Consider the following 24,514-nt stretch of genomic DNA (forward strand, 5'->3'; position numbering starts at 1 on the left):
GAGGGGCCGACAATTTTCCGGACCGGCGTTCGGAGTCTTTCCTGACCGGCGTCCGGGGTCGTTTTCCCGCCCCCTCCAGAGTACGGTCTCCCCCCGGATATGGCAGGTGGCCCACGATTTCAACGACGTGAACACCCCCCTTATGCCCCGTCCGGCCCGCCGGGCGCGATGATGATGGTGACGAGGGCGGAGCGCGTGCCGCCCCGCCTTCCCGCGACCCCGTCCGAGGAGAATCCGTGACGTACACCGGTGACGTGCAGGTCGGCGGCCCCGCCGACCTGCGCGAACTGCCCGCCCTGACGATCGCCAAACTGGCCGTCGGCCCGTTCGACAACAACGCCTACCTGATCCGGTGCACCCAGACCGGCGACGGCGCCCTCATCGACGCCGCCGCCGAACCCGACCGTCTGCTCGAACTCATCGGCGACCAGCCGATCAGCAAGATCGTCACCACCCACCAGCACGGCGACCACTGGCAGGCCCTGGAGGAGGTCGCCAGGGCGACCGGCGCCTCGGTGATCGCCCATCCGCTCGACGCGGGGGCACTGCCGGTGCCGGTGGATCTGGAGGTGGAGGACGGCGACGGGGTCACCGTCGGTGTGGTCAGCCTGGAGGTGATCCACCTGCGCGGGCACACCCCCGGTTCGATCGCCCTGTACTACCCCGGCCACCTGTTCACCGGCGACTCGCTCTTCCCCGGCGGCGTCGGCAACACCAACAAGGATCCCGAGCGGTTCGCCCAACTCTTCGCCGATGTGTCGGAGCGGATCTTCGACAGGCTGCCGGACGACACCTGGGTCTACCCGGGCCACGGCAAGGACACCACGCTCGGCGCCGAGCGCCCCTCCCTGCCCGAGTGGCGCGAACGCGGCTGGTGACCTCCCGCCTCATTCCCTCCCCCTGCGTCGCCTGACGCGGGCATGGCAGGCCGGGGCAACCCCTCGGCGCCGCCCGGGCACGGTCGGTGACCGCTCTCGGAACGCCAGGACCGACACCCGCCCGCCGGGGGGGGAAGGCCGTTCCCGCTCCCCCGCGCACGTCATCGAGGCGGTCCGGTTCGCGGAAGCACGGTGGGAAGGCGGTAGGTTCCCACCGGGCTCGCGGACATCAGCCGCCGAAGACCCGGAGGATCCGATCCGCGGCCTTGGAAGGATCCTCCACCCGCTCGACCAGATCGCCCCATGACCAGCGGTAGAACCAGCCCTCGGCGAGCGGTACGCAGTCGAGGGTCTCGTTGAACATCGCCGCCTCGGGATCGGTGACCCGCAACGACGGCGGGCTCCGCCTGAGCGTCACGTTCATGCCTCTCAGCTCCAGCTCGCGAGCGAGCATGCCGAGGAAATAGGTGCGTGTGTGCTCGTGCGGCTCGGTTGCCATGAGGCAATTGAACGCACCCGCGCCGGGCGGGGAAAGCGGATCGGGACATTCCAGGGCGAGAACGGGTCGCGGCATGGGATGTCCGCGACCATCGCCCCACCGCCCGGGTGAACACACTCCGGGCGGCCTCAGGCCAGGCCTCAGCCGACTCCGGCGGACGCCTTGCGCTGCTCCTTGCGCTTCTCCCGCTTGAACATCAGAACCCGCAGCGGGATCGCCGCCACGATCGTCATCTGCATGACGGCACCGACTTTGATCAGCGTGTCGCCGCCCGCCAGGCCCGCGACCCAGATGGTGAGGCAGGCGACGTTGATCATCATCCAGGCGAGCACGGCGGCGGCGAGGTTGCCCTTGGGCTTGGGGTATTCGATCCGGCTCACCATGAGGTACGCCACACCGAAGACCGGCAGGATCGTCCAGACCGACGGGGGGAAGAGCAGCACGACCGAGACCACGGTCATCGCCCCCATCGGGATGGGCAACCCCATGAAGTCACCGCTCTTGGTCTTCACCGAGGCGAAGCGCGCGAGCCGGATGACGCCGGCCAGCAGCACCGACGACGCCGCGGCCATCACCAGCAGAAAGGGGATCTGCTGGTTGAACCCCGCCCAGATGACCACCATGAAGGCCGGCGCGAAGCCGAAACTGATCACATCGGCGAGGTTGTCCAGCTCGGCGCCCATCGCCGAGGCGCGGAACTTCCTCGCCACCAGGCCGTCGAACAGGTCGCAGGTGGCGCCGATCAGCAGGAGCACCACGGCGGTGCCGAAGAACCGGGGGTCCGCCGCGAAGGGCTTGGCCTCCTGCAGCGAGCTGATGGCCGACCAGGCGAGCACGCAGACCGCGAGGAAGCCGCAGAGGGCGTTGCCCAGGGAGAGGGAGTCCGCGGCCGACAGGCGAAACGCCTTACCTACCGGTCCTCGCGGCTCGTCGTCCGTCTCGTCCATCGGCCAGCTCGCGTCAGCCGTGGTCAAGGCTCGTCACCCCCGCGACCGTCTTCTCGCCCACGGAGACGGCGGGCGCGACTCCCTCGGGAAGGTAGACGTCGACCCGGGAGCCGAGCCTGATCAGGCCGATCCGCTCGGCCTTGGCCACCTTCGCCCCCTCGGCCACGTAGGGCACGATGCGACGTGCGACCGCGCCGGCGATCTGGACCATCTCGATGTCGCCGAGAGCGGTGTCCAGGTGCCAGACGACCCGCTCGTTGGTGTCGCTGTCCTTGTTGAACGCGGGCAGGTATCCCCCGGACACGTGCTCCACCGAGGTGACCGTGCCGGCGAGCGGCGCCCGGTTGACGTGCACGTCGAGCGGGCTCATGAAGATCGCTACCCGGGTGCGGCCGTCCGGCCACGGGTCGATGCTCTGCACCACGCCGTCCGCGGGCGACAGGATCCGCCCGGTGCCCGGAGTGCGATCCGGGTCGCGGAAGAACCAGAGCATCCCACCGCTGAGCGCGGTCAGCGGAACCGCCGCCAGCGCCCAGCGCCGGTCACGGCGGCTGAGCAGTGAGGTCACGGCGGCGGCGGCGACGGTCGGGAGCAACCACGGGGAGACGCCACGTGCCAGGCCCAACGGACCTGGTATGTGGCTTGCTGAATCGTGGGACACAGGGAACCTTTGTGATGTCTTGCGGCATTAGACCGGTATGTCTACCCGCTCTGGGGCAGGATGTTACCCATCTCTTAGCCTTTATAAGGCGCAATGAGACAAGCAAAGCGCCTCACACGCCGATTCGCTAGCCTTGCTCGACACTCGCCGGGGTGGTGTTTTCCTTGCCCGCGCGGGCGTCACGCCGGACCTTGATCAAGCTGATCACCGTGGTGACGGCCATCGTGACGACGATCACCGACAGCGACACCCAGATCGGCACCTCGGGGGCCCAGGAGACACCACTGGAGTGCAGCGCCTCGAGGATCAGCTTAACCCCGATGAAACCGAGGATGAACGCAAGACCGAAGCTGAGGTAGACCAGCTTCTGAAGCAGTCCGCCCAGCAGGAAGTAAAGCTGGCGCAATCCCATGAGGGCGAACGCGTTCGCGGTGAAGACGATGAAGGCGTCCGTGGTGAGGCCGAAGATCGCCGGAATCGAGTCGAGCGCGAACAGCAGGTCGGTGGTGCCGATCGCGATCATGACGATCAGCAGCGGGGTGACCAGGCGCTTGCCGTCGACCTTGACGGTGATCCTGGCGCCCACGTAGTCGTCGGTGTGCGGGAGCACCCGCCGTGCCCAGCGCAGCACCGCGTTCTCCTCGAGGTGCTCCTCCTCGCCGAACTGACGGACGAGCTGGACGGCGGTGTAGATCAGGAACGCGCCGAAGACGTAGAAGAGCCAGCCGAAGTTGGCCAGCGCCGCGGCGCCGATCGCGATGAAGATGCCGCGCATGACCAGCGCCATCACGATGCCGATCAGCAGCACCTTGTGCTGGTATATCTTCGGCACCGCGAAGCGGGTCATGATGATGTAGAAGACGAAGAGGTTGTCGACGCTGAGGCTGTACTCGGTGAGATATCCGGCGATGAACTGGCCCGCGGGGGTGGGACCAGCGATCACCCACAGCCCGATGCCGAAGAGCACCGCGAGTGTGACGTAGAAACCGACCCAGAACCCGGCCTGCCTGAGGGAGAACTCCCGGGGCTCGCCTCGGTCGACTATCCACAGGTCGAAGGCGAGGACGACCAGGAGGCCGCCGATCACGGCGAGCCAGACCCAGACAGGAACATTCACGGTTGATAAACCTCCGGCGGCGCGCATGACAGACTGCCGGAGGTCTCTCCCGCCCGCATGAAACCAGGTCGATGTGAAGCGGATCGACGATGCGGACCGACAGCCCCGGGGGCCTCGTGGAGCGAGACAACACCGTGATGACGAGACTGCCGCGAAGGGATACTCCCCCCCCTAACCACGCCAGTATAGGCGTCTGGCATGGCGTCGCCTAATCCAACCTCGCGGCTCCTCCGCTTGTTCCATCGACCCCGAAATCGCCTGCCGACGGCCCTTTCCAGCCCTTCCGGCTCCCTTCCGGGACCGGGCGCGCGCCTTCCTTCTCCCCGCAGGACCGAGCGCCCTCCCGCGGTTCTCTGATCGAAAAACCCCGCGCGCTCTCAGCCGGAGAGCCCCGCATAGACCGCGAGCACCGCCCCGAGCGCCTCTGCCTCGCCCGGCAGTTCGCGGCCCCGCAGGGCGGCGGCCCCGGCCAGCGCCGCGGCGAGCTCGTCGTCGGCGAGCACCCTCGCGACCGCGTCGCGCATCGCGGCGACATCCCCGTACGGCACCAGCAGCCCGGCCTCTCCCACCATCGCGGGGATGCCCCCCACGGCGGTGGCGACGACCGCCGTTCCCGCCCGCAGGGCCTCCTGCACGGTGAGGGGTTGCCCCTCCCAGCGGCTCGGCACCACCAGCGCCCTCGCCACCCCGAGCAGATCTCCCACGTCGGCGCGATCGCCGAGCAACCGCACCGGCAGGCTCTCCCGGTCGATCCGCCCCTGCAGCTCCCCCCTCAGCGGCCCCTCCCCCGCCACCAGGAACACGACTCCGGGCGCGCGCTCCCGCGCGATCCGGCCGCGCCCGGGCTCGGTGGAGATCGCTTCCCGCGCGGGTTCCGCCTCCTGAGCCCCGCGCAGGGTCTTCGCGACGTCGAGCAGGGTCTCCAGGCCCTTCTGCTGGGCGAGCCTCGCGACCGTGAGGAAGATCATCTGGTCTCCCACCCCGAGCTCTCGCCGCATGTCGCCGGGCTCGCGTCCCGAAGGGGGCAACGGGGGCGCGGGCACGACCGCGGCCTCGACACGCGTGGCACCCAGGCGGCTCATCCGCTCCCCCAGGTCGGGGGAGACGACCAGGATCCGGTCGGCGCGACGGGCCACGATCCGTTCCAGGAGGCCGTAGACCGCGCCGACGGCGCCGCCCGCGGTGGCGGCGTTGTGCAGGGTCACCACCAGCCCTGTCCCGGTCCCCGCCAGCGCGATCGACGCCAGAGCCCCGGCCCGCAACCCGTGGGCGTGCACGACGTGCGCCCCGCGCAACGCGCGAAGCGCCAGGACAGCTCGCAGGTCGCCGGCCGGGCGAGGCCGGTCGGAGATCGGCACGGGCACGAAGCGCGCACCGAGCGCGGCGAAGCCGAAGGCCCGCTCCGTACTCGGCGGGCCCGCCACGACCACCCGGTGGCCGTCACGCACCAGCCCTCCGGCCAGCATCGCCACGTGCCGGCCGACCCCTCCCGCGCTCGTTCCCAGTACGAGTGCCACCCGCCTGCCCTCATCAGCCATCGGAAAGGCCACCCTCCTTCGCGGCCCCTCGGCGGAGCCTCACCGCCAGCGCCTGGACGTCCTGCCTGTCGATCATCACGGCCACGGCCGCGAAAGCGACCACACCGGCCACACCGGCGGCCAGGCCCGCCGCCACGAACTCCCAGGTGGACACCGCACCCAAGGCGTTGACCAGGGCGAGCCCCGATCCCCAGGCGGCACCACCACCGGCCACGGTCGCGAGGAGAGTGCGTGGCGTCCCCGCCAGCGCGGCCGCTCCCCTGGTGCGAAGCACCGCGACGGCCAGGAGCAGCCCGCCGACGGTCATACCGACCGTGCTGCCCAGACCGAGCAGCCCGACCACGTCGGCCGGATTCCCCGCCGTGCGGGCGAGCACGATCTGGGCCACCAGCGCGACGGCCCACCCGGTCACCGAGGCCACGGCCGCCGACCGGCCCCGCCCGCAGGCGTACAGGACGCGGGCGAGGTGCAACATGAGCGCGTACCCGGCCAGGCCGGGCGCGAACAGCGCGACACCCCTCGCCATCTCGGCGGGGTCGCCGCCAGGGGTCCCATCGAGGAACACCCTCGACACCGGTACCGCGACCGCCGCCATCACCCCGGCCGCGAGCCCCGTGACCAGGAGCACGGCCCGGGTGGTGGAGGCGGTCAGGGCGTCGAAACCCGGCGTGTCCCCCTCGGCCGCTCGGGTGGACAGCACGGGGAACGAGCTGGTGGCGATCGGCATCACGAGCGCCGCGTACGGCAGCTGGTACAGCGCCCAGGCGTAGGTGTAGGCGGCGATCGCGCCCTCGCCGCCCAGTTCGTTGGCGAGGCGGATCACGACGATCAGCGCGATCTGCTGCGCGATCAGCACGGCGAGACCCGCGGTGGCGAGACTCCGCGCCCTGGCCGCGACGCCCGACGGGAACGACAGCGAGGGCCGCAGTCTCAGCCGCAGCCGGGCCACCGGACCGATCACGGTGAGCACCATCGCGGCGGCGGCGACGGTCGCACCGAGGGAGAGCGACAGCTGCCCGGCACCGCTGAGCTGCGACAGGTCCCTCGCGGCCTCCTCGTTGACCGCCTCGAACAACAGGTTGGAGGCGACGATGAGCAGGCTGGAGACCAGCGGCGCCAGGGCCGGGCCCATGAACCGCTGGTGGGCCTGGAGCACCCCGTACAGCACCACGGCCAGGCCGAAGAAGATCATCCGGGGGGCGAAGACGACGAGCAGGCCGGTGCCGGCCTCGACGACGTCCGCCAGGTCGCACGGGGCCGGATTCGCCACGAGCAGCGCGACGATCGGCCCGGCGAACGCGACGATGAGCAGCGTGAGCGGCACCAGGACGAGCATCGACCAGGTGAGCAGCGCCGAGGTGGTCCTGCTCACCTCCGCCCTGGCCTTGGGGTCGTCATCGGACCTGGAGGCCGCCGAGGCCAGCACCGGCACCACCATCCCGGCCAGTACGCCGCCCGCGACCAGCTCGAAGACGATGTTGGGCACGTAGTTGGCGGTGTTGTAGGCGGTGCCCAGGCAGCTGTTGCCGACGCTCTGCGACTGGACGAGATAGCGGCCGAAACCGACGAGCCTGGCCAGGACGGTCACGACTCCGATGAGGAGCGCCGCTCCCGCGACCCCTCGTGCGATCCTCGTGCTCATCGGGTGGCGGGTGCCTGCTCCACAGGGCGACGGCCGAGCATGTCGAGGCGGTGCAGGACGGGGTTGCCCGCGATCACCTTGGTGAAGCTGATCTTCTCGGAGGCCGCGGTCAGCGCGACCACGGTGCCGAGCACGGCCAGGCGCCCCGGACGTCCCAGGGTGATGGTCGCGGCCAAGCCGAGCAGCGCGCCCAGCGCGTTGGCCCCCGCGTCACCGAGCATCGCCCGCTCACCGAGGTCCTCGGGCAGCAGCGCGGCGGCGGCCCCCATGGGGAGCGCGACCACGGTGGCCGAAGCCGGGTCGTTTCCGAGCAGCCCCGCGGCGAGCAGGGGCGCTCCGGCGAGGAGGCCCACCTTGACGGCGCGACCCGGCCGCAGGTCGAAGAGGTTGGCCAGGTTCGCGCTCCCCGCGATCAGCACACCGTTGACGGCGACGTCGAAGGGGTGACGGGAGGTGAGGGCGGCCGCGGCCAGGCCGGTCGCGCCGATACCGAGGAGCTTCACGGCCCCGCTGGTGACCTCGCCCTTGGCCAGGGCACTCAGATGCCCCTTGAACCCCTTGGACGAGGTCGCGCCGTACAGGTCGTCGTAGGCGCCGAGCCCGCCACCACCGGCCACCGCCAGCAGTGCCGCCACGCGGACCCTGCCGGGCAGCCCGGGCATCGCCGCCGCGGCGGCACCGGCACCGGCGACGAACGCCGGGCCCTCAAGCAGGGTGATCGGCTCACCCCTGTGGTTCGTGCGGGCCCAGGTCTCCGTGTCGCCGACCGGAGGCCTGCGGGTGAAGGCGGCGTACGCGGCGCGCGCGGCAACCGCGCCGAGGAACGCACCGGCGAGGGCACCCGCGAGGGCGCGGGGAAAAGCGCGACGAGCCATCGGATCATCCTCCGGAGGTGGCCGTGGGGACCGTGGGGGTCGGCGTCGCGCTGGGCTCGATGCCGGAGACACCGGGGCCGATGCCGTACTGGCCGGCCAGCCCGGTGAGTTGCTCTCGGAGAGCGTAGACCACCACGACCCGTCCTGCGGGCATATCGGCGGTGTCGACGCTGGAGACCTTCTCCGTGAAGGCCGCGTCCTCGCGGAGCGCGGCGATCACCCCGCCGGGCGCGACGGAGGTCTGCGTGCCGGCGATCACGGTGCCCTGGCCCGCGTCGTCGAGGCCGAGCGCCAGCGTCACGAGCGTGCCCGCCTGCGCACTCGCGGTCTCCCCCGCGTACGCCTCCGCCGGGGCGATCATCAGGGCCGTCTCCGCGCGTCTGGCGGGCTCGCCGGTGACGGTGAGCAGGCCGGCGCGCTGGAACGCGTCGAGGATGCCGGCTCCGGACGGGTGCTCCTTGCCCACCTGGCTGGAGTCACTGGTCAGGATCGCGCCGGCGAGCACCTCCGCCGCCTTGTCGTGCGCCGTGTCCTCGACGGAGAAGACGGTCTCGGCGGCCTTGGCCCCGACGGCCAGCTTGTCGACGAAGCCGGCCTGGGCGGGGTCGGTGTACCGCTCGGTGAGGGTGATCCGGCCGGTCACGCTCCCCCCGGCCTCCTCGATCGCCTGCTGCGCCGCCTCGCGCACGCTCGCGGTGCTGCCCGGGGCCTCGACGATCACGACGCTCCTGCCGACGAGCGCGTCCTGGACCATCCGGGCGGTGCCGCCGGTCACGAAGGCGTCGTTGGCGGCCTCGCGCTTCTGCAGGGCGTCCACCTGGTCGCGAAGCTCGTTGTTGCCCTCGCGAAGCTGGTTGGCCAGCGACTCGCTCGCCTTGATGACGGGATCTTCGAGCAGGGTGGTGCCGAGCACGATCCCGACCGACAACGCGAGGAAGATCGCGACGATGGAGACGAGGTGATAGCGGAAATCGATCACGAGAAGAGTCCGACCAGCCAGAAGATGAAGCCACTCCAGACGTCGCGGACGCTGTCCAGCCAGATCTTGCCCACCGGGGAGACGACGATCGCCACTCCCATGGTGATCAGCGTGGTGGCGACGAGCAGGAGCAGGGACGGTGTGGAGATCCGGCTGCGATAGAGCCGGCTGACGCCTTTCGCGTCGACGAGCTTGCTGCCCACCCGCAGGCGGGTGAGGAAGGTGCTGGCCATGCCGGAGCGGCCCTTGTCGAGAAACTCCACCAGGGTCGCGTGGGTGCCGACGGCGACGATGAGATCGGCGCCCTTGTCGTCGGCGAGCAGCATCGCGATGTCCTCGCTGGTGCCGATCGCCGGGAAGAGCACCGCGGTGCGGCCCAACTGCTGGACCCGCTCCAGTCCGGGCGCCCTGCCGTCGCGGTAGGCGTGCACGACCAGCTCGGCGCCGGTGGTGAGCGCCTTGGTGGAGACGGAGTCGAAGTCGCCGACGATGATGTCGGGCAGGTAACCGGCCTCCAGCAGCGCGTCGGCGCCGCCGTCCACCCCGATCATGATCGGGCGGTATTCGCGGATGTAGGGGCGGAGGGCGGCGATGTCCTCCTTGTAGTGGTAACCGCGCACCACGATGAGAACGTGCCTGCCCTCCATCACGGTCCGGACGTCGGGGACGCCGATCCCGTCGATGAGGAGGTCGCGCTCACGGCGGACGTACTCCATGGTGTTGGCCGCGAACGCCTCGATCTGCACCGTCAGCCCGGCACGGGCCTCGCTCATCGCGGCCTCGATGGACTCCGCCGTCTGCACGTCGCCCTTGCCCACCACCTCGTCGTCGAGGTGAAGGACGCCCTCGTGCAGCCTGACCAGGTCGCCGTCCTTGATCCGCTCGAACAGCTCGGGGGTCGCGTTGTCGACGAACGGCACCCCGGCCTCGACGATGATCTGCGGGCCGAGGTTGGGGTAGCGGCCGCTGATGCCGGAGGCGATGTTGACGACACCCGCCGCGCCGCACGCGACAAGGGCCTCCGCGCTCACCCGGTCAACGTCAACGTGATCGATAATCGCGATTTCCCCGGCCCTGAGGCGCTTGGTCAGCCTCTTGGTCCGCCGATCGATTCTCGCCACTGCCGTCACCCCGGGAAGGTCCGTGACCTTCCTGCGGCGGAGGTACCTTGTGAGCCTGTCTTGAAGCTCTTCAGTCGGCACCTTCATCACGCCCATCCTGCCAGAGTGAACGACCGGGAGAGCCAAACAGGCGGCAGCGTGTTAGATACGTCACCCGATACTCCTGAGACCTGCTCCCCTGGAACGCGAGGATTACTCCTTCAACCCCTCACGTACCGCCTCGCTTCTCGAATCCGGCGTGTTCGGCCTGTTTCGGGTCACGCCTTGTCGGCGGCGGCGATCGAGAGGAGCTCCTGCGCGTGCGCGCGGCCCAGCTCGGAGTCCTCAAGCCCGGCGAGCATGCGGGAGAGCTCCCTCGCCCGGCCGTCCTTGTCGAGGGCGATCACGCCGCTGCGCACCACGCTCCCGTCGTCGGCCTTCTCCACGACGAGATGCTGGTCGGCGAAGGCCGCGACCTGCGGCAGGTGAGTGACGACGATCACCTGGGAGGTGCGGGCCAGCCGTGCCAGCCTGCGGCCGATCTCCACCGCGGCCTTACCTCCGACGCCCGCGTCGACCTCGTCGAAGACGAACGTCGGGACCGGGTCGGCGCCGGCGAAGACCACCTCGATGGCGAGCATCACCCGGCTCAGCTCACCGCCGGAGGCGCCCTTGTTCAGCGGCAGGAGCGGCGAGGCCGGGTGCGGCGCCATGCGTAGCTCGACCTCGTCGACGCCGTGCGGGCCGAACTCGGAGGCGGCGGTGATCGTGACCGCGACCCTGGCGTGCGGCATGGCCAGCGCGGTGAGCTCCTCGGTCACGGCCTGCCCGAACCGCTCCGCGGTCGCCGTCCTGACCCGGGTCAGCTCGGCGGCCAGCTCGGTGAGGCGCGCGGTGAGCTCCTCGTGCTCGCGGGTGAGCTCGCCGATGCGGTCGTCGTCACCGTCGAGCTCCGCCACCCGGGCGGCGGCCCGCGCGGCCCAGGCGAGCACCTCCGCGGTGTCCTGGCCGTATCTGCGGATGACGTGGATGAGCGCGGCCCGTCGCTCCTGCACCACCGCGAGCCTGCCCGGGTCGGCGTCGACCGACTCGGCGTACGCGGCCAGCTCGGTGGCGACGTCGGAGATCAGATAGCCCGCCTCCGCGAGCCGGTCGGCGATCCCGGCGAGCGAGGGGTCGAAGTCGCGCACCGCCTCGACGGCCGCGCGGGCCTCGCCGACCAGCGCGATGGCGTCCGGCATGGCCTGCTCACCCGACATCGGATCGCCGAGCAGCGCCCGGTGCGCTGTCTCCGCGGCGCTCCTGAGGGAGTCGGCGTGGGAGAGCCGCTCCTCCTCCTCGCGCAGCTCGATCTCCTCGCCGGGCTTGGGATCGGCCTTCTCGACCTCGCCGAGCCCGAACCTGAGCTGGTCGGCCTCCTGTGCGCGTTCCCTCGCCTTGGTGGTCAGCTCGGCCAGCCTCTCCGCGGTCTCCCTGTGCCGCTTGTACGCCTGCTCGTAGGCACGCAGCGGCTTGACCAGCTCCTCACCGGCGTAGCGGTCGAGGGCGGCCCGCTGACGGCCCGGCTGCAGCAGCCGCTGCTGGTCCATCTGGCCGTGCACGGCGACGAGGTCCTCGGCCAGGTAGGTGAGCGTGCCGACGGGAACCGTCCGCCCGCCCAGCCAGGCGCGGCTGCGCCCCTCGACGGAGACCGTGCGCGAGATGATCAGCTCGCCGTCCTCGACCACGCCTCCCACGTCCTGCACCTGCTGGGCGACCCGCCCGGCGGGGTCGACGATCAGCGTGCCCTCGATGGTCGTCTTGCCGGAGCCCGGACGGACGCGGGCGGGGTCGGCACGGCCGCCGAACAGCAGCCCCAGGCCGGTCACCACCATGGTCTTACCCGCGCCCGTCTCGCCCGTGACCACGGTGAATCCCGGCGCCAGCTCCAGGACGGCCTCATCGATCACGCCGAGCCCCTGGATACGGACCTCCTCGACTCCAGGTCGCACTGGTCCCTCCCGTCACATCGAATTCACCGAACATCAGTGCGGTGCGCGGGCACGATCCTACGCGCTTGAGGCGTCGCCCGCCCGGACGAACTAGGGCCTCACGCGACCCCGCCACCCCTGTACGGGGAGATCGAACTTCGCGACCAGCCTGTCGGTGAACGGCGCCCCGGTGTCCTCCAGACCGTGCAGCCGCGCCAGCCGTACCGGTAGCTCCGCCCGCCGCAGTTCCACCCTCGCACCGGCCGGCAGGTCGAACCTGCGGCGGCCGTCGCACCACAGCACCGCGCCCGCCGTCTCCGGCTGAACCTCCAGTGCCAGCTTGGAGCGGGGAGAGACCACCAGGGGCCTGGCGAACAGGGCGTGGGCGCTGATCGGCACAAGCAGCAGCGCCTCCACCTCCGGCCACACGACCGGGCCTCCGGCGGAGAAGGCGTACGCGGTCGAACCGGTCGGCGTGGCACAGATCACCCCGTCGCACCCCCAGCGTGACAGCGGGCGCCCGTCGATCTCGGCGACCACCTCGAGCATCCGCTCGCTCTTCTCGACGGTGACCTCGTTCAGCGCCCAGCTGTCGGCGAGCAGCTTGCCGTTGAGGCGGGCGGTGACCTCGATGGTCATCCGCTCCTCGACGTCGTAACGGCCGTCCACCACGCTGTCGACCGCCTCCGCCAGGTCCTCCACCTCGGCCTCCGCCAGGAAGCCCACGTGGCCGAGGTTCACCCCCAGCAGCGGCACTCCCGCCGGGCGGGCGAGCTCGGCCGCCCGCAGGAGGCTGCCGTCGCCACCGAGCACGATCATCATCTCGACGGCGTCGACCGCCGCCGGACCCGCGGGTACCACGTCGGTCCCCGCGCAGGCGATCTCCTCGGCCTCGACGCTGAGGACCCGCACGGTCAGCCCGGCGTCCACGAGCCGCTGGATCACCATCCGGGCGCTGTCGACGGCCGCCGCCCGCCCGGTGTGCGCGGTGACCAGCACGGTGCGCTTGGCAGTCATCGACTCTCCTTGAACGTGGAGATCCTCGCCCCGGGGCGGGGGGAGGAAACTGAGGTCTGGGTGGCAGAGGATTCGGGAGTTGAGGTCCGGACAGGCCGGAAGGTTTCCGAGTGGTGGAGGTCTGGAGGGCCGAGGCCGGGTTCTGAAGGGACGGGAGCCTGAGGGCTGAGGAGCGCGGGCTACCGGGGGCCTTCCGCCACCGCTCGCTCGATCTCCGCGTCAAGGTCGGGGACCGGCGGAGCGCCCTCTCCCCTGCCCAGCCAGATGACGTACTCGACGTTGCCGGACGGGCCCGGCAGAGGACTCGCGGTCACCCCTCGCACGGTCAGGCCGAGCGTCCGCGCGGCCTCGGCCACGTCCCTTACGGCCCCGGCGCGAAGTTCCGGATCGCGGACGACCCCTCCGGCGCCGACCCGCTCCCTGCCGACCTCGAACTGGGGTTTGACCAGCATCGCGAAGTCGGCCCGTTCCGCGGCGCACAGGACGAGGGCCGGCAGCACCAGGCGCAGGGAGATGAAGGAGAGGTCACCGACGATCAGCGTGGGCGCCTCGCCGAGCATGTCGGGTTTCAGGTCCCTGACGTTGACCCGCTCCATCACCGTGACCCTGTCGTCGGTCCGCAGCGACCACGCGAGCTGGCCGTACCCGACGTCGACGGCCAGGACGTGCGCCGCTCCCGCACGTAGCAGTACGTCGGTGAAGCCCCCGGTCGAGGCTCCCGCGTCCAGGCAGCGGCGTCCCTCCACGGTGAGGCCGAGAGGACCGAAGGCCTCCAGCGCGCCGAGGAGCTTGTGCGCGCCCCGCGAGACATAGTCGGGTCCCTCGGCCGCCTCCGCGACCACGATCGCCGAGGCCGTGTCGACCTGGGTCGCGGGCTTCGCCGCCACCTGGCCGCCGACGCTGACCCGGCCGGCCTCGATGAGCTGGGCCGCCTGCTCGCGGGACCGCGCCAGCTTCCGGCGGACGAGCTCGCTGTCGAGACGTGTCCGCCGGCTCACGGGCGCCGATCCCGGGTGCCGTCCACCGAGGGGCGCCCTTGCCCGGGAAGAGCGTGCACCAGGGCCGGTCCCGGCCTTGGCACGCCGCCTGGCCTTGGCAGGCCGCCCGGTGAGGTCGCTTCCCGCTCCGGGGCACCGTGCGCCGGGGCGGTGGCCCGCTCCGGAGGACTGTCCGGCGAGGCGGACTCCCGCCCCGAGGTACCGTTCACCGCGGCGAGCGCCTGCTCCAGTCCGGTGAACACCTCCTCGAAGACGTCCGCGTGCGCGGAGACGGGCAGAGCGCCGAGACGGGTGAGCCCGCCCAGCGCGGCGTCCGCCCGCTCATCGCCCGTCTCCTCCAGCAGGTCCGTCATGTGCCCCCTCCGGAACCGCTCCTGGCCGCTTCGGCCGTCATGGTCGTCTTCGCGGCCCTTGCCGCCGTACGAATGCGGCTTCCGCCGTACGAGCGCCACGCTCACCGGCGCCGCGCCCGTGGATTCCCCGACCGTATCGGAAGCCGCGCCCCTCGTCGCCTCGGCGGGCTTTCCCGCCTTTCCGGCTTTCCCTCGCCCATGCACGGGCTCCCCTCCTCGGCGGGTTCTCCCCACGCCGCGAATCCCGCCCCGTCCTTCCCTTGAACGCAGGGGGATCCGCGAGGGCCGACCCGCACAGACGCGGGATATTCGCGGCGGCCGATCCGCACGGATACGGGGGGATCCGCAGCGGCCGATCCACACAGGTCGGCCCAGCGCGGGCAAGGAAGGGAGAGATCTTCCAAAGATGGGTAAACCGCGAACTATCGCGGGAACCTCGATCGTTGTCATGCCATTAAGGTCGGCGGCCGTCGGCGCATAACCCCGCGATGTCGTGAACGCCATTGCGGAAGCCTCTTTCTCCGGTGCCCCCGCGCCGGATTGCATGCCGTACCCATGTGGAACGCTACCGTCCGTACCTGAAAGGGATTCGGATCGGTCAGGGAGAAGAGAAGGGAGCGCCACGCGATGGCGACCGTCGACGAGTGCCGGGTGGCACTGCGCAAACTCGGCGAGCAGTTCGACGAGGTTGACCGGGAGAGCCGCGACAAGCACGTGGTCGAACGCAGTATCAGCTGCCACATCAAGGATCTCGGCGTCACCTTCTACGGCCACATCCACCACGGCGGCCTCGGTCCCTTCGAGGATCTTTCCCCGGACGACCGCAGGCAGGCCGAGGTGAAACTGACCATCGGCAGCGATGATCTCATCTCGCTGGTCAACGGGGACCTCGACATGGGACGGGCCGTCTTCGGCGGCCGGATCAAGGTCGACGCCAGCTTCGGTGACCTTCTCCGCCTGCGCAAGCTCCTTTGAGGATCCCGCCCGAGGGCGGGATCACACGGGCGGAGAGGGTCACGCAGGGCGACGGCCCGCCCGGCCCCGGCCTCCCGGCCTGGGCTCGGCGTCAAGGGGAGCACGTGAGGTCACGCCGAGAAGGGGATGACGAGGGCTGGGCGGCCGTTGGAGGAGGCCGGGGTCGAGCGGCCGTCTCAGCCGGAACGCGAGGCCCGTGGCGAGAGCGCTGAGTCGAGTGCCGCCTTCACCGCGTCCTCGTCCGCCCGGCCCTCGCCCACGGCCTCCCAGGTCGCCGCGGAAGCCGCGCGAAGCCCGTCAAGCGGCCCACCCCCGCCTTCGAGGGTGAGCACGCCCTCCTCCCAGCGGGCCGTCCACCCCTCGCAGGTCCACCCGTCCGCGATCCTCCGCACCTCGGGGTAGGGCCGGTGCAGGTCGGACAGATCAGCGGCGACGTAGGTGGGCCGGTGCCGGGGAGCGGCGGTCAGCACGTCGAGCGGGCCCGCCACTCCCGTCAGGACCAGCAGACTGTCCACCCCCGCGTTGGTCGCTCCCTCGATGTCGGTGTCGAGCCGGTCACCGACCACCAGAGGCCGCTGCGATCCGGTGCGGAGCATCGACTCGCGGTGCAGGGGCGGCTCGGGCTTGCCCGCGACGATCGGCTCCACCCCGGTCGCCGTGGCGATGACCCTGACCATCGAGCCGTTACCGGGAAGCTCACCCCTGCCCGTCGGCATGGTCGAGTCGGCGTTCGCGGCGACGAAGAGGGCTCCCCCTCTCACCGCGAGCGTGCCTTCGGCCAGCAGGCCGTAGGAGAGATCGGGAGCGATGCCCTGGACGACCGCGACCGGCCCCTCCAGGGCGGTGCTGACCGGGCGCAGTCCGTGGACGCGCAGTGCGGAGCGCAGCCCCATCCCACCGACCACCAGCACCGCGGCGCCCGGTTCGACCCGCTCGGCCACGACCCGCGCGGCGGCCTGGGCGGAGGTCACGACGTCCTCGGGTTCCGCCGGGGCGCCCAGCGCGCGCAGGTGCTGGGCGATGGCCGCGGGGGTGCGTGAGGCGTTGTTGGTGACGTAGGCGAGACGTACACCACCCTCCGCCGCCCGGCGCAGGGACTCCGGGGCCGCCGGTACGGCGTTGCGCCCGAGGTACACCACCCCGTCAAGGTCAAGGAGAAGGGTGTCATACGGGTCGATCAGCGTATTCGTGTCCACCGGCCCATTTCATCACCCACGTTCCACCGCCCGCACCGCTCCCATGCGGCGGAACCGCCTGGATCACGTCCTGCGAACCCGCACGGATCAACCGGGCGAGCATCCTCGGGGCGTACCGGCAGGGCACCCACCGGTCGCGTCGGCAGCAGGAACCGATCACACCGGCAAGGTCGGCACCGATCACATCCTGCGGGCGTTCGGGATCACAACGGCGAACTCGTACGGATCACATCCTGCGGGCACGCAACGTGGCGCGAACACTTTTCAGCGCGGAAACATAGTGCCGCAGGTCGGGCCGCATCGCGACGGCGATCGCCAGTGGCTCCTGAGCCCCCTCCATGTCCCCGGTGCGCCACAGGGCGAGCCCAAGACCGAAATACGCGTAGTCCTCAGCCGGATTGGCGTCGATGATCCAGCGAAAGCTGTCGACGGCGTCGGCGTACTGCCGGGAGTTGAACTGTGCTCGGGCGAGGGCCTCCCGGATGCTCCGCGACTCCGGCTCCGCGTCGGCCGCCCGCTCCAGCAGCGCGGCCGCCGCCGCCGGACTGCCCTCGGCCAGCAGTTTCGTCCCTCGTTGGAACCATTCGTAGACGTCCCCGGCCGGAGCGCCCGTCTCGGGGCTGGGGGAATCAGACGGACCGCCACGTCCTTGGACCATTATGTGAGGCCTCCTTCATCGACAGACGACAGATCTGGCCGATTTCCTGACGGACCAGGCACCATCGCAGACTCGAAGCGGCCCCCGGCCGTTTCAGGCCTTTATGGCAGCATGCCCTCTATGGCGAATCCTGAACTGCCGATACCCGGCGGGCTGGTGCTGCGCCCGTTTCACGGCGTGCGGTTCACGGTCGACGATCTGGCCGGAGTCACCTCCCCGCCGTACGACCTCATCGACGAGGCCGAGGTGCGGAAGCTGCTCGACCTTCACCCCAACAATGTGGTGCGTTTGATCCTTCCCGGCACCGACCATCACAAATACGCCGAGGCGCGGGAGACTCTTCACCAGTGGCTCTCCTGCGGGGTGCTGACCGCCGACGAGACACCCGCGGTCTACATCTATGAGCAGTCGGGTCCTGGCATCCTGCAGCGCGGGATCATCGGTGACGTGGGCCTGGCCGGTCCGGAGCTGGGCATCATCCTTCCTCACGAGAACGTGATGCCCGGACCGGTCGCCGATCGGCTCGCGCTGATGCGCACCACGCAAGCCAACCTGGAACCCATCTTCCTGCTCTACGACGGTGCGGGCGGCGCCACCACACACCTCGTCGACCGCATCGCCGCGTCCCGGCCCCCTCTGGCGGAGACGGAGACCGAGGACGGGGTCAGGCACCGGCTGTGGGCCGTCACCGACACCGGCGAGCTCGCCTCCATCGACGCCGACCTCCGCCCCCGCCAGGCCCTGATCGCCGATGGGCACCACCGCTACGCCACCTATCTCGCGCTCCAGCGGGAACACCGCGCCTCCGTCACTGCCTCCGTCACGAGTGACGCCGCGACAACCACGTCCATGAAACCCACGACAGCCGTGGAATCGGTGACGCCCATGACGGACGGCACCCCCGCGGAGTCGGCGGAAGCCACGAATCCCGGGAAACCCGCTAAAGCCACGGCCTCGGTGAGCCCGGTGGAACCCACGGAAGCGGTGAGCCCGACGAACCCTCCGGAGCCCGGTCCGTGGGACTTCGGTCTCGCGCTCCTGGTGGACTCCAGCGCCTACCCACCGGATCTGAAGGCCATCCACCGGGTCATTCCCGGACTGCCGCTTGAGGAGGCGCTGGCCAAGGCGAGGGGCTCGTGGCAGGTGCACGACCACGCGGACCTGGCCGAAGGTCTGGCCGCACTGGAGGAGACCAGCGGACCGGCCTACCTGCTGTCCGCCGGCGGGTCCGCACACCTTCTCACCGACCCCGATCCCGACCAGCTCGAACACGCCATGCCGTCCGAGCACTCGGCCAGGTGGCGGGCGCTGAACACCTCCATCCTCGCGGAGTTTCTTCTGCCGAAGGTGTGGGGGATGCGGGACGACGAACAGTCGGTGCGCGTCGTCCACCACGACCCGGAGGCCGCCGTACGGCTCGCGCGGACGTCCGGTGGAACCGCGGTGATTCTGCGCCCGCTCGCGGTCGACGAGGTGCTCGCCGTCGCGGCTCAGGGGGAACGAGTGCCTCGCAAGTCCACCTCCTTCGGCCCGAAGCCCAGAACCGGTCTGGTTCTGCGCACGCTCACCCCGGGACGGACACCTTCCGAAGAAAACCCGCCCTCCGCGAAGTCAGGATCCTGAAACTCAGGAGGGCCGGACCCCTGAGAAGAGCCGGATGCCGCGGAAACTCCGAAACCCTGCGTTTCCCGAGCCGTGGAGGTCGGTCCGAGATCTCGGAATCCTGCATGCCCTGGAAGTAGGGCGTCAGTTACCCGATCTCGCCGGGGTGAGCCGCGGCTCCTCCCCCCGGTCCCGTGGCCCCCTCCTCGCATGCAGGAGTGAGCGCACCGGCCGAGGCGGGACGGGCACGGGAACCTCCTCGTCACAGGCCAGGATCGTGATGACCTTACGCTCAAGACGTCTCACCGAACGCACTTCGACCTCGTAGCCGGACGACTTGGCCCCTTCGCTTCCCCACCATCTCCGACGCAGCGAACCCGTCACCTCGACGATGTCATCGGGAAGCCAACCGGCCACGGCCTCGATGACATCGGTCTCGAACGACGCGCACGGAATGGTGTCGACCCGGGCGCCACGCCCGCGGTGTCGCCGCCGGACGATGAGCCGCCAGGTGCCGAGCGTGCCTCCGCTCTGCAACGGCCTGACGTGGGCCACCTCAGGTAGGCGGCCCACGAGAATGACCTCGTTACGATCCATGCGATCCTCCCTCGATCCTGCCTGTCGAGGACGACTCTCTACGATGTGAGCTGCACCGGAATGGCCGAATACTGTTCTGTGGATACCGGTTCCAGTTATGAGGTGGCCTGTGGACAACATCACCGCCCTCGGCGGGGACGTCTATGAGATCGATACGAGGATGGCCGGGTACTCCAGCATCACGGCCGGATACCTGATCCTTGGAGACCGTCCCTGCCTGGTTGAGACCGGCACCTCCACCTCCGCCCCCGTGGTGCGTGACGCCCTCACCTCGCTGGGCGTCGGACCCGGAGATCTCGCCACGGTCGTCGTCACGCACATCCATTTGGATCACGCGGGCGGGGTCGGCGACATCGCCGGTTTCTACCCGAATGCGGAGATTGTGGTTCACCAGAAGGGTGCCCGGCATCTCGCCGATCCATCCAGGCTGATGGCGAGCGCGCGAATGGTCTGGGGCGACAAGCTCGACACCCTGTTCGGCGAACTCTCCCCGACAGAAGCCTCGCGGATCCGCGCGCTCGACGACACCGACACGATCGACCTCGGCAACGGGCGTACCCTGAACAGCCACTACTCGCCGGGGCACGCCAAACACCATGTCGGACTCATCGACTCCGGCACCGGAGACCTCTATGTCGGTGATGCGGCCGGGGTCTACCTTCCTGAGACGGGCGACCTGCGTCCCGCCACGCCTCCGCCGGACTTCGACCTGCGGACCGCGCTGGACTCGATCGCCCTGTTCAAAGCACTGGGCCCGCAAAGGCTGCTCTTCAGTCACTACGGACCGGTCACGGATGTGGAGGAGATCCTGGGACGCTCCGCCGAGGAGCTTCGTGTCTGGGTCGACCTGACCCGTCAGGCCCACACGGAGGGCATGGACCTGGATCACGCCGTTGCCATGGTCAGGGAGCGCACCCGCGACCGTTACGCGGCATTGAAGACGGACGAGGCGACCGCCGAACAATTCGAGCTGCTGAGCGGCGCCCCGTCCAACGTGGCCGGAATCCTGCACTGGCTGGATCGAATCCAGCCGTGAAAACGTGCCCTGCAAGGCTCGGGGCCGTTGTGACTCCTCCGCTCCCCGAAAGAAGCGGCTTCTCGCCTCCCTCCGTCGAGGTAGGCGACGGCCAAGCCCTGACCGTTTCAAACACAGGGGCGGTGACAGGGAAGCAATTCACCGGGTAAACCTGGCAGTCCCCTCGCTGAGAACGATGGAGACACCTCCCGCATTCCGGGCGCACAGCTCGTCCACCCGGAATGCGGCGAAGGTTCCCTGGACTTACTTCTTCTCGGCCTTGCCCCGGCCCTGCTCGTCGTCCTCGCGCTGATCCTCGTCCTCATCGGAGTCGGTGTCGGAGGCGTCACTCAGAATGTCGCCGAAGTCGGGCTCGATGAAGGCAGGGCCGACAGCGTGCTCCACCTTGCCCGGCTTCTCCTCCGTCTTCCGCTCGGCGTCGACCGCCTCGCCCTCGGAAGAGACCTTCTCGGGGGAGCTCACCTCGGCGGAGTGCTCTTCGTCGACGGAACCGTTGTCCTGAGCGTCATCGGCAGTGGGACGGTTCGCGTCGAAGTCGTCGTCAAAGAGATCGTCTTCGGCCTCGATCTCCTCGTCCAGAGCAGCGACGTCGTCGATATCGGCGTCATCGTCGACGTTGACCTCATCATCGCCCTCGGCATCGGCGTCATCGTCGGCGCGGGTGTCATCGTCGACGAAGACTTCCCCGTCCTCGATGTCGTCCTCTTCGATGTCCTCGATGTCCTCGATGACAGCGCCCGTCAGCTCCGCGTAACGCTCGGCCGCGTCGGTCTCGCCGTCCTCGTCGAAGGTCATCGCCCGGCCGAACCACTCCGTGGCCGGCCCCGCGTGACCGGCCGCGGACAACGCGTCGGCGTAGGCGAAGGCGAGACGGGCCGACCAGGGCTGGGGACGGGTGTCACGCAGCTCGGGAAGGCGCTGGATGGTGATGACCGCGGCGTCGTTCTGACCGAGGTCTCTCCGGGCGCCGGACTCCACGATGGCGAGCTCGATCTTGCCGACGCGGTCGAGTCGCTCGGCCTCCTTGGAACGGACCAGGTCAAGCGCACGCTCGGGGCGGCCAAGACCGCGCTCGCAATCCGCCATGATCGGCAGGAACGAGTCGGAACCTGTCATCCGGCGAGCCGCGCGCAGATCGCTGAGCGCCTCGGAGAAGTGGCCGGCACGGTAGGCCGCGATACCGACAGCCTCACGGATCACTCCGATCCTGGCCGCGAAGCGGCGTGCGACCTTCGTGTGCTCGTAGGCCCGCTCCGCGTCGTCCTCGCCAAGGGCCCTCTCGGCCGCCACGAGATGGCGGGAGATCAGATCCGCGAGGTCGAGCGGAAGAGAACGCAGCTCTTCGCGGATCTCCTTGTCGAGCTCCTCCGCAGTGATGTCCGGCGCGAGCTCGGGCAACTCCTCACGCTGGCCGCCGGGAGCCTCGTCGCGCCCCCCGGACCGGTCGTCCCGGCCATAGCGGGTGCGAGAACCCTCACCGTCGCGGTCGCGGTTCCCGAAGGGACGACCGCCGCCCGGACGATCGTCACGGTTGAACGGCCTGCGCTCACCACCGCGGTCGTCGCGGTTGAACGGAGGACGGTCACCACCGCGGTTGTCGCGGTTGAACGCGGGACGATCCCCGCGATACCCACCACCGGGACGATCATCCCGGTTGAAGGACCTGCGCTCACCATCCGGCCGCGAACCGTAGCGGCTACGAGTCTGGTCGCGATCACCGTACGAACGACGCTCGCCACCACGATCATCACGGCTGGACGACGGCCGATCATCACGGTTGAACGGAGGACGATCCCCCCCGCGGCTGTCACGGTCGAACGACCTGCGGTCACCACCGCGATCATCACGGTTGAACGACGGCCGATCCCCGCGATAGCCGCCACCCGGACGGTCATCACGGTTGAACGGCCTGCGCTCACCACCGCGGTCGTCACGGTTGAACGGAGGACGGTCACCACCGGGGCGATCGTCGCGGTTGAACGGCCTGCGCTCACCACCATCGGGACGCGAACCGTACTGACCACGCGACTGGTCACGGTCACCGTACGAACGACGCTCGCCACCACGATCATCACGGTTGAACGGCCTGCGCTCGCCACCACGGTCGTCACGGTTGGACGGAGGACGGCCACCACCGCGGTCATCACGGTTGAACGACGGACGATCCCCGCGATACCCGCCACCCGGACGATCACCGTACGAACGACGCTCACCACCGCGGTCGTCGCGGTTGAACGGAGGACGGTCACCACCGCGGTCATCGCGGTTGAACGCGGGACGATCCCCGCGATACCCACCACCGGGGCGATCGTCGCGGTTGAACGGCCTGCGCTCACCACCATCGGGACGCGAACCGTACTGACCACGCGACTGGTCACGGTCACCGTACGAACGACGCTCGCCACCACGATCATCACGGTTGAACGGCCTGCGCTCACCACCACGATCATCGCGGTTGAACGGCCTGCGCTCACCACCACGGTCGTCGCGGTTGAACGGAGGACGACCGGAACCGCGGTCATCACGGTTGAACGCGGGACGATCCCCGCGATAGCCGCCGCCCGGACGGTCATCACGGTTGAACGGCCTGCGCTCACCACCGCGATCATCACGGTTGAACGGAGGACGACCGGAACCGCGGTCATCACGGTTGTAGGACGGCCGGTCGCCACGATCACGGGCTCCGTAGGAGCCACCGCGAGACTCGCGGTCACCATAAGAACGCTGGCCTTCGCCACGCGGTCCCGAGGACCTCTGCCCGCCCCCTGCGCGGTCGTCACGGTTGAACGGAGGACGACCGGAACCGCGGTCGTCACGGTTGTAGGACGGCCGGTCGCCACGATCACGAGAGCCGTAAGAACCACTCGGGCGCCCTTCTCGGCGCTCACCATACCGGGGACCGTCACCCGGACGTCCCCTGTCACCACCTGCGCGATCGCTGCGGCGGCCTCCCTGGCCGCCGGATCCGCGGTTTTCGCTCTCTTCGCGACGGCCCGCGCCCTCAGGCCCGTTGTCACTGTTCACTTCTGGTCCATTCGTTGGGTCACTCTGCGAGCGCGTCCCATCTCCTCGTTCGGATGAGACGTTCGCTATCCGGGCGGTCTCCGGCCGCGGGGTGCGCCCCGTTCGCTATCGCTGCCCCGCCCCTATCGTGGTCTGGCGCGACGAAGGCCACCCGCTGGTGGGGTGGCCCGGCCCTTCCAGCCTAGCAAGCCCTTGAAAGTCCATACGCCCTTCCCCTGCACCCATGAATGATCATGGGCATCACGGCGGCCCCTTCGTGGATGGCTTTTGAGAGAATCCCGGAGCCATCCCAGCTGCCGGCCGGTACCTTGCCGCAGGAGCCGAAGACCGCTTGACTAACACTACTCATAACGCAAAAGGGCCCCCTCAGCGGAAACCCACACGCCGAAACCTCGAGCCCGGCCTTCCAATACCCCGAGCGTCCTTTGGAGGGTCCTGGGGCATCGCTTGAAAAAGGCCCTGGAAAGCACGAAAGGCCCCCACCAACGGTGAGGGCCCTACGTGAAAGATTGTCCGGCGGTGACCTACTCTCCCACACCGTCCCCGGTGCAGTACCATCGGCGCTGAAGAGCTTAACTTCCGGGTTCGGAATGTAACCGGGTGTTTCCCCTTCGCCATAACCGCCGTAACCCTATGAAACACACAAACACTACCGTTTGTTGTCTCAGAATTGCCTAGTGGACGCGGGCACAATCCCTGGCCTGGCGCTGCTCCGGACCCGGCGAAGGGACAGAGCGCTGCAACAGACCAAGCACATTGCTTTGTGGTCAAGTCCTCGGCCTATTAGTACTGGTCAGCTCCACACATTACTGCGCTTCCACTTCCAGCCTATCAACCCGGTCGTCTACCGGG

22 protein-coding genes and 2 rRNA genes are annotated in these 24,514 nt (G+C 69.7%); 4 read left to right on the top strand and 20 right to left on the bottom strand.

All coding sequences use genetic code 11. The features are described from left to right. The first annotated feature begins 236 nt into the window (after positions 1–236). Positions 237–878 (top strand): MBL fold metallo-hydrolase, encoded by a 642-nt coding sequence (locus tag AB0B96_RS09625; protein WP_362897379.1) that lies wholly within the window; start codon positions 237–239, stop codon positions 876–878. A 229-nt stretch (positions 879–1,107) separates the two neighbouring features. Here the strand turns inward: AB0B96_RS09625 and AB0B96_RS09630 are convergent, their stop codons facing one another. The 13 genes from AB0B96_RS09630 to AB0B96_RS09690 all read right to left on the bottom strand — a co-directional run bounded on the left by AB0B96_RS09630 (position 1,108) and on the right by AB0B96_RS09690 (position 14,574). Beyond that, positions 1,108–1,377 carry a hypothetical protein gene (locus AB0B96_RS09630; RefSeq protein WP_350947793.1) on the bottom strand — a complete coding sequence of 90 codons (270 nt, stop codon included), beginning with the start codon at positions 1,375–1,377 and terminating at the stop codon, positions 1,108–1,110. Between the two features lie 140 nt (positions 1,378–1,517). After that, positions 1,518–2,351, bottom strand: coding sequence for a CDP-diacylglycerol--serine O-phosphatidyltransferase (gene pssA / locus AB0B96_RS09635; protein WP_350947794.1), 834 nt, complete (start codon positions 2,349–2,351; stop codon positions 1,518–1,520). Continuing rightward, the gene (locus tag AB0B96_RS09640; RefSeq protein WP_350947822.1) at positions 2,338–2,943 is read right to left on the bottom strand and encodes a phosphatidylserine decarboxylase; all 606 of its coding nucleotides are present in this window, start codon (positions 2,941–2,943) and stop codon (positions 2,338–2,340) included. Before AB0B96_RS09640 ends, pssA begins: the two co-directional genes overlap by 14 nt. A gap of 169 nt (positions 2,944–3,112) precedes the next feature. Next, positions 3,113–4,102: a TerC family protein gene (locus AB0B96_RS09645; protein ID WP_362897380.1), complete on the bottom strand. Its 990-nt coding sequence runs from the start codon at positions 4,100–4,102 to the stop codon at positions 3,113–3,115. A 377-nt stretch (positions 4,103–4,479) separates the two neighbouring features. After that, positions 4,480–5,640, bottom strand: coding sequence for a glycosyltransferase family 4 protein (locus tag AB0B96_RS09650; RefSeq protein WP_362897381.1), 1,161 nt, complete (start codon positions 5,638–5,640; stop codon positions 4,480–4,482). Then, positions 5,633–7,282, bottom strand: a complete 1,650-nt coding sequence (locus tag AB0B96_RS09655) for a lipid II flippase MurJ (protein ID WP_362897382.1) — start codon at positions 7,280–7,282, stop codon at positions 5,633–5,635. Before AB0B96_RS09655 ends, AB0B96_RS09650 begins: the two co-directional genes overlap by 8 nt. Next, positions 7,279–8,157 (bottom strand): hypothetical protein, encoded by an 879-nt coding sequence (locus tag AB0B96_RS09660; protein WP_362897383.1) that lies wholly within the window; start codon positions 8,155–8,157, stop codon positions 7,279–7,281. The genes AB0B96_RS09655 and AB0B96_RS09660 overlap by 4 nt, the downstream gene beginning before the upstream one ends. Positions 8,158–8,161: 4 nt before the next feature. Then, positions 8,162–9,136 (bottom strand): copper transporter, encoded by a 975-nt coding sequence (locus AB0B96_RS09665; RefSeq protein WP_350947799.1) that lies wholly within the window; start codon positions 9,134–9,136, stop codon positions 8,162–8,164. Then, positions 9,133–10,344, bottom strand: coding sequence for a putative cytokinetic ring protein SteA (gene steA, locus AB0B96_RS09670; RefSeq protein WP_350947800.1), 1,212 nt, complete (start codon positions 10,342–10,344; stop codon positions 9,133–9,135). The genes AB0B96_RS09665 and steA overlap by 4 nt, the downstream gene beginning before the upstream one ends. Before the next feature lie 170 nt (positions 10,345–10,514). After that, positions 10,515–12,227, bottom strand: coding sequence for a DNA repair protein RecN (recN, locus tag AB0B96_RS09675; RefSeq protein WP_350947801.1), 1,713 nt, complete (start codon positions 12,225–12,227; stop codon positions 10,515–10,517). Positions 12,228–12,317: 90 nt separating this feature from the next. Further along, the gene (locus tag AB0B96_RS09680) at positions 12,318–13,223 is read right to left on the bottom strand and encodes an NAD kinase (RefSeq protein ID WP_350947802.1); all 906 of its coding nucleotides are present in this window, start codon (positions 13,221–13,223) and stop codon (positions 12,318–12,320) included. Between the two features lie 179 nt (positions 13,224–13,402). Further along, entirely contained in the window at positions 13,403–14,221 is an 819-nt protein-coding gene (locus AB0B96_RS09685; RefSeq protein ID WP_362897384.1) for a TlyA family RNA methyltransferase, read from the bottom strand. Then, complete coding sequence (locus AB0B96_RS09690; protein WP_362897385.1) at positions 14,218–14,574, bottom strand: hypothetical protein; 357 nt, start codon at positions 14,572–14,574, stop codon at positions 14,218–14,220. The genes AB0B96_RS09685 and AB0B96_RS09690 overlap by 4 nt, the downstream gene beginning before the upstream one ends. Positions 14,575–15,201: 627 nt before the next feature. Between AB0B96_RS09690 and AB0B96_RS09695 the strand changes: the two genes are divergently transcribed. Next, positions 15,202–15,549 (top strand): SCP2 sterol-binding domain-containing protein, encoded by a 348-nt coding sequence (locus AB0B96_RS09695; RefSeq protein WP_350947805.1) that lies wholly within the window; start codon positions 15,202–15,204, stop codon positions 15,547–15,549. A 176-nt stretch (positions 15,550–15,725) separates the two neighbouring features. On the opposite strand, the gene AB0B96_RS09700 is transcribed toward AB0B96_RS09695, so the two are convergent. Together AB0B96_RS09700 and AB0B96_RS09705 are read right to left on the bottom strand one after the other, a co-directional pair. Beyond that, complete coding sequence (locus tag AB0B96_RS09700) at positions 15,726–16,745, bottom strand: HAD-IIA family hydrolase (RefSeq protein ID WP_362897386.1); 1,020 nt, start codon at positions 16,743–16,745, stop codon at positions 15,726–15,728. A 226-nt stretch (positions 16,746–16,971) separates the two neighbouring features. Beyond that, positions 16,972–17,403 (bottom strand): tetratricopeptide repeat protein, encoded by a 432-nt coding sequence (locus AB0B96_RS09705; protein WP_350947807.1) that lies wholly within the window; start codon positions 17,401–17,403, stop codon positions 16,972–16,974. A gap of 111 nt (positions 17,404–17,514) precedes the next feature. Between AB0B96_RS09705 and AB0B96_RS09710 the strand changes: the two genes are divergently transcribed. Then, positions 17,515–19,026, top strand: a complete 1,512-nt coding sequence (locus tag AB0B96_RS09710) for a DUF1015 domain-containing protein (RefSeq protein ID WP_362897387.1) — start codon at positions 17,515–17,517, stop codon at positions 19,024–19,026. A gap of 123 nt (positions 19,027–19,149) precedes the next feature. Here the strand turns inward: AB0B96_RS09710 and AB0B96_RS09715 are convergent, their stop codons facing one another. Then, positions 19,150–19,602 carry a hypothetical protein gene (locus tag AB0B96_RS09715; RefSeq protein WP_362897388.1) on the bottom strand — a complete coding sequence of 151 codons (453 nt, stop codon included), beginning with the start codon at positions 19,600–19,602 and terminating at the stop codon, positions 19,150–19,152. A gap of 109 nt (positions 19,603–19,711) precedes the next feature. On the opposite strand from AB0B96_RS09715, the gene AB0B96_RS09720 reads away from it, so the two are divergent. Then, positions 19,712–20,638, top strand: coding sequence for an MBL fold metallo-hydrolase (locus AB0B96_RS09720; RefSeq protein WP_350947810.1), 927 nt, complete (start codon positions 19,712–19,714; stop codon positions 20,636–20,638). 243 nt (positions 20,639–20,881) lie between these two features. Here AB0B96_RS09720 and AB0B96_RS09725 read toward each other — a convergent pair whose 3' ends face one another. The 4 genes from AB0B96_RS09725 to AB0B96_RS09740 form a co-directional block, all read right to left on the bottom strand. Beyond that, positions 20,882–22,036, bottom strand: coding sequence for a hypothetical protein (locus tag AB0B96_RS09725; protein WP_362897389.1), 1,155 nt, complete (start codon positions 22,034–22,036; stop codon positions 20,882–20,884). Then, positions 21,943–23,655 carry a hypothetical protein gene (locus tag AB0B96_RS09730; RefSeq protein WP_362897390.1) on the bottom strand — a complete coding sequence of 571 codons (1,713 nt, stop codon included), beginning with the start codon at positions 23,653–23,655 and terminating at the stop codon, positions 21,943–21,945. The genes AB0B96_RS09725 and AB0B96_RS09730 overlap by 94 nt, the downstream gene beginning before the upstream one ends. Before the next feature lie 518 nt (positions 23,656–24,173). Next, positions 24,174–24,290 (bottom strand): 5S ribosomal RNA (rrf, locus tag AB0B96_RS09735). A gap of 135 nt (positions 24,291–24,425) precedes the next feature. After that, positions 24,426–24,514: ribosomal RNA gene (locus AB0B96_RS09740) — 23S ribosomal RNA — on the bottom strand; the annotation flags it as partial.

Origin of the sequence: Streptosporangium sp. NPDC049046 (genome assembly GCF_040649155.1) — a bacterium.
Classification (GTDB): domain Bacteria; phylum Actinomycetota; class Actinomycetes; order Streptosporangiales; family Streptosporangiaceae; genus Streptosporangium.